Raw genomic sequence first — 14,119 nt, forward strand, 5'->3', positions numbered from 1 at the left:
CCCCTGCCTGCCGGGGGCTCCCCGCCCACAAAAAAGCGACCCTCGCCGGGAGGGCCGCTTTTCTCACTTTACAGGGGGACCGGTCAGATTTTAAAGTGCATCCACTTGCCGCTGTGAAAGCGCATGTAGGTCAACAGGAACCGGGCCAACTGGTCCACCGCCAGCCCCAGCCAGGCGCCGAAAAGGCCCATGTTCAGGGGGTAGCAGAAGAGGTAGCCCAGCCCCGGGCGGATGAAGGTGACGCTGATGAGGGAGACCACGGCGGTGAACTTGGTGTCCCCCGCCCCCCGCAGGCAGCCGGAAAAGACCACCTGGGCCACCTGCATAAAGGTGATGACGGCCATGATGACCATGATCATCTCGCCGTAGCGGAGGATCTCCTCCTCCCGCGAAAAGAGCATGAAGATGGGGGTGCCCAGGGCGATGCAGACCACCGAGATGGCAGCCGAGAAAAGGACCCCCATCCGCTGGCAGACGCCGCCGTAGATCTTGGCCATGTCCCGCCGGTTTTCGCCCAGGCTGCGCCCCACCAGGGCGATGGCCGCCACCGAGAGCCCGTCGCCAAAGGAGAAGGAGATGTTCATGATGTTCATCCCGATCTGGTGGGCGGCAAAGGCGGTGGTGCCCAATTTGGCCACCAGCACCGCGTAGACCAGAAAGCCGATGCGCAGAAACACCTGCTCGGCTAGGGTGCTGGAGCCGATGTTGACGATGGCCGAGAGGTTGCGCCGGTCAAACTTGAGGCTGAAGAAGTCCTGAATGCTGAGGAACTGGCCGGGGTGCATCACCGAGATAAAACTCATGACGCAGGCACAGATGGTGCCGGCCACCGTGGCGATGGCCGCCCCCTGTACCCCCAGCTTGGGGAAGCCCAGGTTCCCCCCGATGAGGAGGTAGTTGAGGACGATGTTCACCCCGTTGGAGACCAGGTTGGTGCGCATGGCGATCTTGGTGTTGCCGCAGCCCCGCTGGGCGGCATTGATGACCATGGAGAGGACGTTGAAGATCATTCCTCCCTGGATGATGCGCAGGTAGCCCACCGCCGCGTCGTGGGTGTCGGGGGCCGAGCCGCACAGGCGGATGATGGGGTCGGCCCAAATCACCGTCACCACCGAGATGACGACCGTCAGCGCCACCGAGATGATCAGGGCCTGCACCAGCACCCGGTTGGCGCTGTCCCGGTCCCCCTCCCCCCGGCGGCGGGCCACAATGGCCGAAATGGCCACGTTCAGCGACATAAAGACCGCCAGGGCGATGAATTTCGGTTGGGTGGTGAGCCCCACCGCCGCAATGGCGTAGGAGCCCAGCGAGCTGACCATCACCGTGTCCACCATCCCCACCAGACTGATGAGGAAAGACTCCAAAATGGAGGGCCAGGCAATATTCAGCGTCGTCTTTAAGACGGTCCGTTCGTCGGGGACCTCCCCCTCCTGCTCCACGCCCCGCATCAACTTCTCACATCGAAATAGCTGCACGTTCACACCCACTTTACAACATTTCGCTTTTGTTCACATTTTCATTATACACCCATTCCCGCAGGGGTAAAGGGGGAAGCGGGAAAGCTGCCGATTTTTGACGTTTTTCTGCTCAGAGCTGCACAACTCCGCTCCATTTTGCAACATCGTGCCAAAAAGGGGCCGAAGTGCCGCCCTTCCGGCGGCCCCTCGGCCCTTTTTTCCACCGCCCTCTCCCCTTTTGGAAAAAGAGGGCGCAACAAATGTCTCTTCCTTTGGCCCGCCTACTCGGCGGCGGGGATCAGCTCCCGGTAGTCGTGCAGGGCCCAGTCGGCCAGGGCGCACAGGCGGTCCCACTGGGCTGCGTTTTTGCCGTCGGCGATGGCCGCCGTCCGAAACCCGGCTCCCTTCGCCGTCTCAACGGCCAGCAGGCTGTCCTCAAAGACCGCGCAGTCCCCCGCCGGGGTCTGCAGCCGGGTTGCCGCCTCCAAAAAGACGGCGGGGTCGCTCTTGGGCTTGTCGTCCAGCTCCACCGCGCTGACCACCGCCGCAAAGTAGGGCAGCAGCCCGTGGGCGCCCAGCACCTCCTTTGCCACCCGCGGGTCGGCCAGGGTGGCCACCGCACAGGGGATCCCCTCCCCCTTCAGGTACTGGAGAAAGGGCAGGACCCCCGGCTTGAGGGGGACGGCGCAGTAGCGGTTTCTGATCATCTGGTACTGCTCAAAGACCATCTGCCCCGGCGTCTTGTTGAGGCCGTAAAGGGCGATGAGCCAGGCCATGGCCTGTTCATAGGTGCGCCCCTGGATGCGCTGGTAGTAGTGCTCGGGCAGGGGGTGGCCCAGCTGCTCGATATAGCGGTCGGTCACCCCGTCCCAGATGTGGGTGGACTGGGTGAGGGTGCCGTCCATGTCAAAGATGGCGGCGCGAAAGGGCAGCATCGTCTCTCCTCCTGTCAAGGGCCGGGCGGTTTTCCCGGGAAATCAGCGGTTGGGCACGTCGGAGGTGCCCCTCTCCCGCAGGTAGGTGGACTCCAGATCGGCCAGGTGGAGCTTCACCGCCAGCGGGTACATCCGAAAGGCGTTGCTCATGGCAAAGCTGCCGCCCCGCACCGAGTCGTCAAAGCCCCCCATGTGCCAGCGGATGGCCATGGCCTCGCTGGTCTTGAGGCGCATGAACCGCTCGATGAGAAAGACCGACTTCTCGCCGTGGCCGTAGGGAAAGGAGTCCTCCACCTGGTAGAAGGGGACCTTCTCCCACTGGCCGGTCTCCTCATTTTTGACGTTGCGGCTGCCCACCTTGTAAAACTGGGCCTTGCAGAGGTCGTGGAGGAGCCCGCAGATGGCAAAGCTCTCCAGGTTGTCCTCCCCCTCCTGAAAGTGCTGCTCCACCATGGTGTGAAAGACGCTGATGGAGTGGCGCACCAGCCCGCCCTCACAGGCGCAGTGGTAGCGGGTGCTGGCCGGGGCAGTGAAAAAGTCGGTGTTCTCCAGCCAGGCCAGCAGCTTTTCGCTGCCAGGGCGGGAGACGTGCTGGGTGAAGAGCGAGATAAACTCGGCCTTGTAGTCCACTTCCTGTTCCATGGGCGATCTCCCCCCCGCTACTTGTTGTGTTTGAGCCACTGGATGCAGCAGTTGGCGTAGACCGCCGCCACCGCCGGCAGGGAGCGCTCGTCAAAGAGGGCTTTGGGGTTGTGCAGCCCGAAGAGATGGCCCTCTTCCCGGGTGCCCATGCCACAGTGGAACATGGCCCCCGGGCGCTGCTCGGTGAAGTAGGCGAAGTCGTCCGAGCCCATGATGCGGGGCCCCTCGGTGATGCAGTCCTCCCCTACCACCTCTCTCATGTACCCCTGCATCTCCCTTGTAAAGGCAGGGTCGTTTACAGTGGGGGGCGTCTCGGATTCGTAGCTGATCTCGGCGGTGGCGCGGAAGGTGGCGGCGGTGCTGTGGATGATCTCCTCCATCCGCCCCTTGGCAAATTTCCGCACCTCGGGGTCAAAGGCGCGCAGGGTCCCCTGCAGCACGCAGTCGGAGGGGACGATGTTGGGCGCCTGCCCCGCCTGGATGCTGCCGAAGGTCAACACCACCGGCTGCAGGGCCGAGACCTCGCGGGCGATGATGGACTGCAGGGCGATGACGACGTGGGCCGCCACATTCACCGGGTCCACCCCGGTCTCGGGCATCGAGCCGTGGCTGCCCTCGCCGTGGATGGTGACCTTGAAGATGTCGCTGGAGGCGAGGATCGGCCCCTCCAGCAGCCGGACGGCCCCGGCCTTCATGGGGATGGAGGTGTGGGTGCCGAAGACCGCGTCCACGTGGGGGTTTTCCAGCACCCCCTTCTCGATCATCTCCACCGCGCCCTTGATGGGCTCTTCGGCGGGCTGGAAGCAGAGTTTGACTCGGCCCTCCAGCTCGTCCTCGTGCTCTTTGAGCAGCTGGGCGGCCCCCAGCAGGGTGGCGGTGTGGATGTCGTGCCCGCAGGAGTGCATGGCCCCATTTTGGGACTTGAAGGGCTCGTCGGTCTCCTCGGCCATGGGCAGGGCGTCCATGTCGGCGCGCACCAGCAGCACCTTGCCATCGGTCTTTTTGCCGGCCATGGCCACAAAGCCGCTGGGGCAGATGTCCTCCACCTCGTACCCCATCTCGGCGAGGCGCTTTTTCACGTAGGCAGTAGTGAGGGGCAGTTCAAAGCCCAGCTCGGGGTTTTGGTGCAGATAGCGGCGGTCGGCCACCATCTGGTCCTGGAGTTCCCAGGCGCGTTCCAACAGGGGATGGCGCATTGCAAAACACACTCCTTTTTACGGCAAACGGGTGTACGGTCGGTCTGATTCACCCCTTCTGGGCGATGATGGCCCGCATCCTGTCGATGAGCATGTGCAGGGCCACCTGGTTGTGCCCCCTTCGGGGACGATGACGTCGGCGTACTTCTTGTTGGGCTCGACAAACTGGTCGTGCATCGGCTTGACGGTGGTCAGGTACTGGTTGACCACCGAGTCCAGGTCGCGGCCCCGCTCCTTGACGTCGCGCACCAGCCGGCGGAGGATGCGCACGTCGGCGTCGGTGTCGACAAAGACCTTCATGTCCATCATGTCCCGCAGGGTCTTGTCCTCAAAGATCATGATCCCCTCGAGGATGATGACCTTGGCCGGGTTGACCTGCACCTGTTCGCCGGTGCGGTTGTGCTCCACAAAGGAGTAGACCGGCCGCATCACGGGCTTGCCCTCCTTGAGCTGCTTCAAGTGCGCGACGAGCAGCTCGGTCTCAAAGGCGTTGGGGTGGTCATAGTTGAGCTTGGTGCGCTCCTCGTAGGTCATGTCGTCGTGGGCCTTGTAGTAGTGGTCGTGGCACATGATGATCACATCTTCATCGCAAAAGGCCTCTTTCAGCTTGTAGGCCAGGGTGGTCTTGCCCGAACCGGTGCCCCCCGCAATGCCGATGATGGTGGTCTTGTCCTGTTGCATGCTCTTCCTCCTGCTGCTTTTTCTCGTGTCGCCCCGTGGGGCTATTGGTACCATTATAGCGAATTTGCGCGGCGTTTTCCATCCCCCTGTCAAAACTCGGTCGAGAGAGGGCCCCTTTCCCCTCACCGCCCCCCTGTGGTATACTTGATAATAACCTGTATTTGCGAAGGGAGGGCGTCGCCGTGCGCATTGCCATCTGTGAGGACGAAGAGGCCCAGGCCCAGTACCTGACGGCCCTGGCGCGGCGCTGGGCCACCGGGCGGGGGCAGGCGCTGCAGGTCGACTGCTACCCCACCGCCGAGAGCTTTTGGTTTGCCCGGCAGGGGGATGCAGGCGCCGATCTCCTCCTGCTGGACATCCAGCTGCCGGGGGAGAGCGGGCTCGATCTGGCCCGGCGGCTGCGGGGCGAAGGGGAGACCCTGCCCATCGCCTTTGTCACCGGGCTCGACGAACACCTGGGGGAGGGCTACGAGTTGGAGGCCCTGCACTACCTGGTCAAGCCGGTGTCGGAGGAGCGGTTTTTCGCCCTGCTGGACCGGGCGGCCCGGCGGCTGCCGGAGCCGACTTTGGTGATCCGGGTCGAGGGGGAGGAGCGCCGCCTGCTGCAGCGGGAGATATTCTGCGCCCAGGCCGGCGACCGCCAGACCCTGCTGCACACCCTGCGGGGGGACTTCGCCCTCCCCCTCCCGCTGGAAAAGGTGGAGAAGACCCTGTCCCCCGACCTCTTTTTTCGCTGCCACCGCTCCTGTCTGGTGTCGCTGCGCGCCATCGCCCGCCTGGGGCGGGAGGAACTGGTTTTGGACGACGGCACCCGCCTGCCCGTCAGCCGGCGGATGGGGCCCCAACTGGGGCGGGCCTTTGCTCGCTGCAACGGAGGGATGCTGCTGTGAACCCCTTTCTTCTCGCCGGCCTGATCGCCCTGTGCGCCCTGCTGCTGGCAGCCGGCGGCCGGCTGCTCTACCGCCTGGCTGCCCGCCGCTCCGAGCGGCGGCTGGCCGGGTACCAAAATGAACTGCTGGAGACCCACTGCGCCGAGGTGCAGAACATCTACACCCAGATGCGGGAGTGGCGGCACGACTACCACAACCACCTGCAAACCCTCAAGGGGCTATTGGCCCTGGGCCGCTGCGGGGAGGCCGAGGGCTATCTGGACCAATTGGAGAGCGATCTTCAGTCGGTGGACACCATCTTAAAGACCGGCAACCTGATGCTCGACGCCATCCTCAACTCCAAGCTCTCGCTGGCCGAGAAGGGGGAGGTGGCCATCCGGGCCAAGGCGTCGGTGCCTCCCTCCCTCACCGTGGCGGACGTGGACCTCTGCGTCATCATCGGCAACCTGTTGGACAACGCCCTGGAGAGCTGCCGCCAGCTCCCCGACAAGGAGGAGCGGTTCCTGCGCATCTATGTCGGGCGGGTGAAGGAGCAGCTCTACATCTTGGTGCAAAACGCGGTGGCCGGGCGGGCTGGCCGGAAGGGCGGCCGCTACCGCAGCGCCAAGGGCGAGGGGCACGGCTTTGGCCTGCGCCGGGTGGACGCCCTGGTGGCCCAGTACGGCGGCCTTGTCAACCGGCAGGACGAGCCGGGGGTCTTTGCCACCGAGATCTTCCTCCCCCTCTGAACTAAAAAACCGTCTGCGCGCGAAAACGAGCCGTTCGCGCGCTTTTTTGTTCCCCCCTGTGCCGCCCGTGGTATCCTTTTCTCGCAAAGGCCCTCTTTGGGCCCTCCCACATTTTTTGTCTATAAAGGAGGGGCGCCCCATGAAATCGCCCAAACCCGCCTATTCCCTGCCGCAAAACCTCCGCTATGCCCTCGCCAGACTGCGGGAATGCGACCGCAACATGCTCGCCTGCGCCCTGGCGGACAGCCTCTTTTTGGTGGCCGTCCCCCTCCTCACCATCGCCCTGCCCAAGGTGGTGGTGGACCAGGTGTCCCGTGGGGCGGCGGTCTCCTCGCTGGTGCTCGCCTGTCTGCCGGTGGCGCTGGCCCTGGCTCTGTGCACCCTGGGGGAGCGGATCTTTGCCTGCAAGCTCACCTGGCGCAGCAACAACTACCGGGTGCACTTTCACACCCTGGCGGCAAGAAAGGCGCTGCAGACCGACTATCCCAACATGGAGAGCCCCGCCGGGCAGAGCATCTGGCAAAAGGCCTTCAATGCCACCGGGTACAGCCGCGGCCCCATCCAACGACTGCCCGAAGCCATCGCCCTCTTTCTCTCCAGCGCCGTGGGGGCGCTGCTCTACGGCTGTCTCACCGCCGCCCTCCACCCCCTGCTCCTGTTGGCGCTGCTGCTGACATCGGGGGGGAGCATCCTGCTGGCACGGGGGGCCCAGAATTATCGGCAGCGCCACAAGGACGACTGGGTGGAGCTGGACAAAAAGCTGCAGTACCTGGACAACCGCTCCACCGACTTCACCGCCGGCAAGGACGTGCGGCTGTACGGGATGGAAATCTGGCTCGGCGAGCTCTACCGGGACCTGGCCGCCCTGCGGATGGCCTGGCACCTGCGCACCCACAAGCGCGATTTTAGGGCCGCCTTCGGCAGCGCCCTGCTCCTGCTGGGCAAGGACGCCTTCGCCTACGGCTACCTCATCCACCTGGTGCTGCGCGGCGCGCTCGGCGGCGGCGACTTTCTCTTTTTTGTCGGGGTCTTCGGCGGCTTTTCCACCTGGATGAGCGGACTGGTCGACGGCTTCTCCCTGCTGCGGCTGGCCTCCTTGGACCTCTGCGACGTGCGGGCCTTTCTGGAGATGCCGGAGCACTCCCCCAAGGAGAGCCAGGCCCCCCTCCCCTCCGCCTTCCCCTGCCCCATCGCCTTTGAAGGGGTCTCCTTCTCCTACCCCGGCAGCGGGGAGAGGGCCTTGGAGACCGTCGATCTCACCGTGCGCGCCGGGGAGAAGATCGCCATCGTCGGGGCCAACGGCGCGGGCAAGACCACCTTTGCCAAGCTGCTCTGCGGCCTCTATCCCCCCGACGCCGGGCGGGTGACGATCGGCGGGACCGACGCCGCCCGGTGGTCGCTGGAAGAGCGCTTTTCCCTCTTCACCGCCGTGTTTCAAGACGTGCGGGTCCTCCCCCTGACCATCGCCGAAAATGTGGCGGCCTGCAAGCGAGAGGAGCTGGACCTCGCACGGGCGCGCCGCTGCCTGGAACGGGCCGGTCTCTGGGAGGAGGTGGCCGCCCTGCCCCAGGGGGTGGAGACCAAGCTGGTCAAGTCGGTCAACGACGGCGGGGTGGAGCTCTCGGGCGGCCAACTGCAAAAACTGCTGCTGGCCAAAGCCCTCTACAAAGACGCCCCTATCCTGGTTTTGGATGAACCCACCGCCGCCCTCGACCCCATCGCCGAGAGCCAGGTCTACCTGCAGTACGGGGAGCTGACCCGGGGAAAGACCTCTTTCTTCATCTCCCACCGGCTCTCCTCCACCCGCTTTTGCGACCGCATCCTCTTCTTTGAGGGCGGGCGGATCGCCGAGAGCGGCACCCACGAGGAGCTGATGGCCCTGGGCGGCTCCTACGCCCGGATGTACCGGGTGCAGAGCCGCTACTACCAAAACCGAGAAGGAGGGTTTTCCGATGAAGACTGCCGATAGCGAGACCCGCACCACCCTGCGCCAGGACCTGGCGGTCAACTGGCGGGGGGTCAAGCACATCGTCAAGCTCGACCGCTGGCTCTGGCTCTGGGTAGCGGCCTTCTCTGCCGTCACTGCGGCGGCCCCCTTTGTGCCGGTCTACTTTTCCGCCCGGCTGCTGGGAGAACTGCTGGGAAACCAAAATCGAGAGCGGCTGCTCCTCTTCGGCTGTCTGCTGGTATCGCTCACCTTTCTCGTCAGCATCCTCAAAGACGCGCTCTGGGAGGCCGCCGATCTGCATTTTCAGGCCCTGAACTTTGCCCAGCGCCGGGAAGTTGACCAGGCGGTCCTCACCGCCGACTACGAACAGTTGGAAAACCCGCAGCTGCACCTGAAAAAGCAGCTCCTCGACGACAGCTACAGCTTCAACGGCGGCGGCCTCTTCCAGCTGGCCTACCAGGTGGGGGTCGCCCTGCGCTGCCTCTTTTTGCTGCTCTACTCGGTCTTCTTTCTGCTGCCCATCTTTCAGGCCTCGCCGGCAGGGGCGGCGGCCGCCCACCCCCTCATCGCCTCCCCCCTCCTCCCGGCGCTCTTTCTGCTGGCGCTCGTCGGGGTGAGCGCCTACACCGTCTTTGCCGACCTGCGCTACAACCGGGGGCAGTACAGCCAGTTCTCCACCTGCATGTGGAGCAACCGCTTCGGCAACTACTATCTAAACCAGCTGGCGGGGGACTACCAGGTGGGAAAGGACATCCGCCTGTTCGGGGAACAGCCCCTCATCCAGTCGGCCATCGACCAGATGGCCCAGACCCTCGGCCGGGCCATGACCAACCTCTCCTCTCTGCAGGGGTGGTGCTTCGGCTCCATCGACACCCTCACGGCGCTGCTCACCGGCGCGGTCTACCTGCTGGCCGGGGCACGGGCCCTGGCGGGGCTCCTGCCGGTGGACGCTCTGGTGCAGACCGCTGCCGGCATCGGCCAGTTTTGTTTCGCGGTCTCCCTGGGCTTTGGCACCTTGGTCTATATGCGGCTGAACACCCAGTACCTGCGCCCCTACTTCGACTTCATCGACTTCCCCCAGAGCATGTACAAGGGGACCATCCCCGTTGAAAAGCGGGACGACGGGGAGTACGAAATCGCCTTTGAACACGTCTCCTTTCGCTACCCCGGCAGCGACCAGTGGGCGATCAAAGACCTCTCCCTCCGGCTCAAGGTGGGCAAGAAGCTGGCGGTGGTGGGGCGCAACGGCTCGGGCAAAACCACCTTTATCAAACTGCTCTGCCGGCTCTACGACCCCACCGAGGGGCGGATCCTCCTAAACGGGATCGACATTCAGAAATACGACTACCGGGAGTACCTCTCCCTCTTCTCGGTGGTCTTTCAGGACTTCAAGCTCTTCTCCTTCCCCTGTGCGCAGAACGTGGCGGCCTCTGTTCGCTGGGATAAAAAGGCGGTGCGCCGCTGTCTGGAGGATGCGGGGATGGGGGACTGGCTCGACCGGGTCCCCCTGGGGATCGAGACCCCCCTCTACAAAAACTTCGACGACAGCGGGGTGGAGATCGCCGGGGGCGAGGCCCAGAAAATCGCCATCGCCAGAGCCCTCTACAAAGACGCCCCCTTCATTGTTTTAGACGAACCCACCGCCGCCCTCGACCCCCTCTCGGAGGCGGAGATCTACCGCCGCTTCGACGCCCTGACCAGCGAAAAGACGGCCGTCTACATCTCCCACCGGCTCTCCAGCTGCCGCTTCTGCCAGGACATCGCCGTCTTTGACCGAGGGCAGTTGGTGGAGCGGGGTCCTCACCGGGAGCTGCTGGCAAAAGGCGGCCAGTACGCCCGCCTCTGGGAGGCCCAGGCCCAGTACTACCGGGACGGACCGGAGGGGGACTCCCCTCCCTCAAAACCCGATTTTTAGCCCTTTTTCAGGGGGGCGCGAAAATGGCCGAAGTCAAGCATTGACTTTTGGTCATTTTTCGTTTATACTGACAACTGCGCAACTGACCATCAGTCATTCCCCTTCTCTCCCCTTTTCCTAAAAAAAGAGAGGCCGGGAGGGTAAAAAAGGGGAAATATGGTGATAATGTATTTGATTAGGTGGGCAAAACGCGCTATAATAATGCTTATACCTTTTGCAGAGTATACAGTCAGGTGGTGAGAGAATGGCACAAGAGACAGTGGAGGCGATCCGCCAGGCGGAACTGGCGGCGGAGCGGGCGGAAAAGGAAGCGGTCCGCGCCGCAAAAGAACTGGTGGAGACCGCCCGCCAAAACGCAGACCGCGCCGCGGTGGAGTTGGCGCAGAGCGCCCAGTTGGAGGCGGCCAAGGCGCTGGCCCAGGCCAAGCGCGATCAAGACGACCTTTTGCAGAGAGCGGAGAGAGAAGCCGACGCGCAGGCGCAAAAACTGCGCGAAGACGCCCTGGAAAAGCGGCCTGCCGCGATACAAGCGGTGAAGCAGGCCCTTTTGTAGGGCGTTTTCAAAAGAAACACGAGAAAGGAGGCATTTGCCTATGGCCGTACTGCCTATGAAGCGGCTGCAGCTGTGCGCCCTCAAGAAAAACCGCAAGGCGATCTTGGAGCTGCTGCAGCGCCGGGGCGCGGTGGAGGTGCAGGACACCGGCGAGGACGAGGTCTTCACCCACGCCGACATGAGCCAAGCCAGGAGCATTTTTCAAAAGAATGCCGCCCTCGCCAATCAGGCGCTGGACGTGCTGGCCCGGTTCGCCCCCGAGCAAAAGCCGCTTCTGTCGATGCTGGAGGGCCGCCAGGAAATGACCTTGGAGGAGTACACCGCCTTTCAGGACCGGCAGGACGAGACCCTAAAAGTCGCCTACCGGCTGCAGGCGCTGGACAAACGGGTGGCCGAACAGCGGGCGGAGATCCCCCGCATGCAGGCCCAGGTGGAGGAGCTGACCCCCTGGCTGGGGCTGGATGTGCCCATGCGCCACCCCGGCACCCACGCCACCGACTCCTTTGTGGGGGCCCTGCCCGGGGAGTGGACATTGGAGGGCATCTACACCGAGCTCAAGTCCCGCGCCGAGAGCGTCTCGGCAGTGGACATCGAGATCGTCAGCGCCTCGCGGGAACAGACCTGCCTCTTTGTGACCGCCACCAAGAGCGAGGCCCAGCAGGCCGAGGACGCGCTGCGGGAGATGGGCTTTGCCCGGCCCGCCCACGTCACCCACCGGGTCCCGGCGGACAAAAAGCGGCTGTTGGAAGAGCGGATCGACAAGTTGCAGGCTAAAATCGACGCCGACGTGGCGGAGATCCACTCCCTGGCCGAGCACCGGCAGGATTTGAAACTGCTGTCGGACTTCTACGTCATGCGGGAGGAGAAATACGGGGTCATCGGCAAGCTGATGCAGTCCAAGCGCACCTTTGTGCTCACCGGCTACATCGCCGCCCGGGACGTCCCCGCCCTGGAGTCGGAGCTCACCGCCCACTTCGACGTGGCCCTCGACTTCTTTGACCCCGCGCCGGACGAGGACGTGCCCGTCGCCCTGAAAAACGGGCCCCTGGCCGCCCCGGTGGAGGGGGTCGTCGCCTCCTACAGCCTGCCCGGCCGGGGCGAGGTGGACCCCACTTCGGTGATGGCCATCTTCTACTACGTCCTCTTCGGGATGATGCTGTCGGACGCGGGGTACGGGCTGATCATGGTGGCCGCCTGCTCCTTTGTGCTCCTCAAGTGCAAAAACATCGAGTCGGGGCTGAAGAAGTCGATGCAGATGTTCCTCTACTGCGGCATCTCCACCACCGTCTGGGGGGTGCTCTTCGGCGGCTTCTTCGGCGACGCGGTGGGGGTCATCGCCAGCACCTTCTTCCACAGCGACCTGACCTTCAAGGCCCTCTGGTTCGAGCCGGTGAGCGAGCCCATGCGGCTGCTGGTCTTCTCCTTCCTGCTGGGCATCATCCACCTCTTCGTTGGGCTGGGGATGAAGTTTTACCAGCTCTGCCGGGAGGGCAAGGTCAAAGACGCCGTCTACGACGTGGTCTTTTGGTATATGTTGGTGGGCGGCGCGGTCGTCTACCTGCTGACCATGGAGATGATCACCAATATGATGGGCCTCTCCTTCACCCTCTCCCCCACCGTGGGGACGGTGGCCGCCGTTGTGGCGGGGCTGGGCGCCCTGGGGATCATCGCCTTTTCTGGGCGGGATTCCCGCAACCCCTTCAAGCGGCTGCTCAAGGGCCTCTACGGGGTCTACGGGGTCACCAGCTACCTCAGCGACATCCTCTCCTACTCCCGGCTGCTGGCCCTGGGACTGGCCACCGGCGTCATCGCCACGGTGTTCAACAAGATGGGCACCATGCTGGGCGGCGGCGTGGGGGGCGCGATCCTCTTCACCGTGGTCTTTTTGATCGGCCACACCCTGAACATCGGCATCAACCTGCTGGGCGCCTACGTGCACACCAACCGCCTGCAGTTTGTCGAGTTCTTCGGCAAGTTTTACGAGGGCGGCGGACGCGGGTTCTCCCCGTTTGGGGCCCACACCAAATACTTCAAATTCAAGGAGGAAAAATGAAATGAGTTCTCTTGGTATTGCTTTTGCACTGTTGGGCGCGGCGCTGGCCGCACTGCTGGCCGGCATCGGTTCGGCCATCGGCGTCGGCATGGCCGGTGAGGCCGCTGCGGGCGCTATCACCGAGGAGCCGGGCCGCTTTGGCAAGGTGCTGATCCTGCAGCTTCTCCCCGGCACCCAGGGCATCTACGGCCTGCTGATCGCCTTCATCACCCTGACCCAGATCGGCATCATGGGCGGCAGCGCCGAGATGAGCCTGGCCAAGGGTCTGCTCTACTTTTGCGCCTGCCTGCCCATGGGCTTTGTGGGGCTGTATTCCGCCATCCGCCAGGCCCGCGCCTCGGTGGCCAGCATCGGCATGTTCTGCAAGCGCCCCGAGACCTTCGGCAAGGCCATCATCCTCCCCGCCATGGTCGAGACCTACGCCATTCTGGCCCTGCTGATCTCCATCCTCTCGATCTTCGGCATCGGCGGCCTGAACATCTGACCGATTCCAAAGAGTTAGGAGTTGCTTGTCTATGACAGGACTTGAAAAAATCATCCAGCAGATACAGAGCGAGTCCAGCGCCCGGGTGGAAGAGCTGTTGCAGGACGCCCGGCAGGAGGCGGCCCAGATCGAATTGCAGGGCCGCGCCGAGGGCGAAAAGCGGGCCGCCAAGATCGCCGAGGACTCCCGCAGAGAGGTCGCCCAGCTGCACGAGCGGGCGGTCTCGGCCGCGGCGCTGCGCCAAAAGGCCCGCCTCTTGCAGGCCAAACAGCAGCTGGTCACCGAAATTTTGGAAGAGGCCCGCCTCTCCCTGGTCAACGCCCCGGAGGAGGAGTACTTCTCCCTCCTGGCCGAATTGATCGAGAAAAACGCCCAACCCGGCGAGAGCGGGGTGCTCTATCTCAACACCCGGGACAGGGAGCGGGTCCCCCCCGCCTTCCTCAAAGACCTCAAGACCCGGCTGGAGGGCAGCGGCGCCGCCCTCGCCCTGGCCGACGGCACCCGCCCCATCGACGGCGGCTTTGTGCTGGTCTACGGCGGCATCGAGGAGAACTGCTCCTTCTCGGCGCTCTTCTCCGCCGCCAGGGACCGGCTGCAGGACGCCGTCTGCGGGGTGCTGTTTGAGTAACCGGTGCCG

12 protein-coding genes and 1 pseudogene are annotated in these 14,119 nt (G+C 64.2%); 8 read left to right on the forward strand and 5 right to left on the reverse strand.

Translation table 11 applies throughout. From position 1 onward, the window contains the following. Nucleotides 1–83: 83 nt before the first annotated feature. The 5 genes and pseudogenes from GT748_RS11650 to udk form a co-directional block, all read right to left on the reverse strand. Nucleotides 84–1,475: an MATE family efflux transporter gene (locus GT748_RS11650; protein WP_244273522.1), complete on the reverse strand. Its 1,392-nt coding sequence runs from the start codon at nt 1,473–1,475 to the stop codon at nt 84–86. Between the two features lie 263 nt (nt 1,476–1,738). Beyond that, nucleotides 1,739–2,392, reverse strand: coding sequence for an HAD family hydrolase (locus GT748_RS11655; RefSeq protein WP_021658247.1), 654 nt, complete (start codon nt 2,390–2,392; stop codon nt 1,739–1,741). 42 nt (nt 2,393–2,434) lie between these two features. Continuing rightward, the gene (locus tag GT748_RS11660; RefSeq protein ID WP_021658248.1) at nt 2,435–3,034 is read right to left on the reverse strand and encodes an HD domain-containing protein; all 600 of its coding nucleotides are present in this window, start codon (nt 3,032–3,034) and stop codon (nt 2,435–2,437) included. A gap of 17 nt (nt 3,035–3,051) precedes the next feature. Then, complete coding sequence (locus GT748_RS11665; protein WP_021658249.1) at nt 3,052–4,230, reverse strand: M20 metallopeptidase family protein; 1,179 nt, start codon at nt 4,228–4,230, stop codon at nt 3,052–3,054. A 49-nt stretch (nt 4,231–4,279) separates the two neighbouring features. After that, nucleotides 4,280–4,911 (reverse strand): annotated as a pseudogene (gene udk, locus GT748_RS11670) (uridine kinase). Nucleotides 4,912–5,093: 182 nt separating this feature from the next. On the opposite strand from udk, the gene GT748_RS11675 reads away from it, so the two are divergent. The 8 genes from GT748_RS11675 to GT748_RS11710 all read left to right on the forward strand — a co-directional run bounded on the left by GT748_RS11675 (nt 5,094) and on the right by GT748_RS11710 (nt 14,110). Further along, entirely contained in the window at nt 5,094–5,801 is a 708-nt protein-coding gene (locus GT748_RS11675; RefSeq protein WP_044991871.1) for a LytR/AlgR family response regulator transcription factor, read from the forward strand. Continuing rightward, nucleotides 5,798–6,529 carry a sensor histidine kinase gene (locus GT748_RS11680; RefSeq protein WP_368034541.1) on the forward strand — a complete coding sequence of 244 codons (732 nt, stop codon included), beginning with the start codon at nt 5,798–5,800 and terminating at the stop codon, nt 6,527–6,529. The genes GT748_RS11675 and GT748_RS11680 overlap by 4 nt, the downstream gene beginning before the upstream one ends. A 139-nt stretch (nt 6,530–6,668) precedes the next feature. Then, nucleotides 6,669–8,498, forward strand: a complete 1,830-nt coding sequence (locus tag GT748_RS11685; RefSeq protein ID WP_021658253.1) for an ABC transporter ATP-binding protein — start codon at nt 6,669–6,671, stop codon at nt 8,496–8,498. Further along, nucleotides 8,482–10,392, forward strand: coding sequence for an ABC transporter ATP-binding protein (locus GT748_RS11690; protein WP_161222350.1), 1,911 nt, complete (start codon nt 8,482–8,484; stop codon nt 10,390–10,392). The genes GT748_RS11685 and GT748_RS11690 overlap by 17 nt, the downstream gene beginning before the upstream one ends. 244 nt (nt 10,393–10,636) lie before the next feature. After that, nucleotides 10,637–10,945: a hypothetical protein gene (locus tag GT748_RS11695; RefSeq protein ID WP_021658256.1), complete on the forward strand. Its 309-nt coding sequence runs from the start codon at nt 10,637–10,639 to the stop codon at nt 10,943–10,945. Nucleotides 10,946–10,985: 40 nt separating this feature from the next. Further along, the gene (locus GT748_RS11700) at nt 10,986–12,998 is read left to right on the forward strand and encodes a V-type ATP synthase subunit I (protein WP_021658257.1); all 2,013 of its coding nucleotides are present in this window, start codon (nt 10,986–10,988) and stop codon (nt 12,996–12,998) included. Between the two features lies 1 nt (nt 12,999). Next, nucleotides 13,000–13,482, forward strand: coding sequence for a V-type ATP synthase subunit K (locus tag GT748_RS11705; protein ID WP_021658258.1), 483 nt, complete (start codon nt 13,000–13,002; stop codon nt 13,480–13,482). 31 nt (nt 13,483–13,513) lie between these two features. Beyond that, nucleotides 13,514–14,110 (forward strand): V-type ATP synthase subunit E, encoded by a 597-nt coding sequence (locus tag GT748_RS11710; protein WP_021658259.1) that lies wholly within the window; start codon nt 13,514–13,516, stop codon nt 14,108–14,110. Nucleotides 14,111–14,119: the final 9 nt, after the last annotated feature.

The sequence above is a fragment of the Bittarella massiliensis (ex Durand et al. 2017) genome (assembly GCF_009876955.1).
Lineage (GTDB): Bacteria > Bacillota > Clostridia > Oscillospirales > Ruminococcaceae > Bittarella > Bittarella massiliensis.

Excerpts from the sequence above, each read along its gene's own strand:
- GT748_RS11710 (WP_021658259.1), top strand. The coding sequence starts at position 13,514 with ATGACAGGACTTGAAAAAATCATCCAGCAGATACAGAGCGAGTCCAGC.
- GT748_RS11665 (WP_021658249.1), bottom strand. The coding sequence starts at position 4,230 with ATGCGCCATCCCCTGTTGGAACGCGCCTGGGAACTCCAGGACCAGATG.
- GT748_RS11685 (WP_021658253.1), top strand. The coding sequence starts at position 6,669 with ATGAAATCGCCCAAACCCGCCTATTCCCTGCCGCAAAACCTCCGCTAT.
- GT748_RS11690 (WP_161222350.1), top strand. The coding sequence starts at position 8,482 with ATGAAGACTGCCGATAGCGAGACCCGCACCACCCTGCGCCAGGACCTG.
- GT748_RS11705 (WP_021658258.1), top strand. The coding sequence starts at position 13,000 with ATGAGTTCTCTTGGTATTGCTTTTGCACTGTTGGGCGCGGCGCTGGCC.
- GT748_RS11695 (WP_021658256.1), top strand. The coding sequence starts at position 10,637 with ATGGCACAAGAGACAGTGGAGGCGATCCGCCAGGCGGAACTGGCGGCG.
- GT748_RS11700 (WP_021658257.1), top strand. The coding sequence starts at position 10,986 with ATGGCCGTACTGCCTATGAAGCGGCTGCAGCTGTGCGCCCTCAAGAAA.
- GT748_RS11655 (WP_021658247.1), bottom strand. The coding sequence starts at position 2,392 with ATGCTGCCCTTTCGCGCCGCCATCTTTGACATGGACGGCACCCTCACC.
- GT748_RS11660 (WP_021658248.1), bottom strand. The coding sequence starts at position 3,034 with ATGGAACAGGAAGTGGACTACAAGGCCGAGTTTATCTCGCTCTTCACC.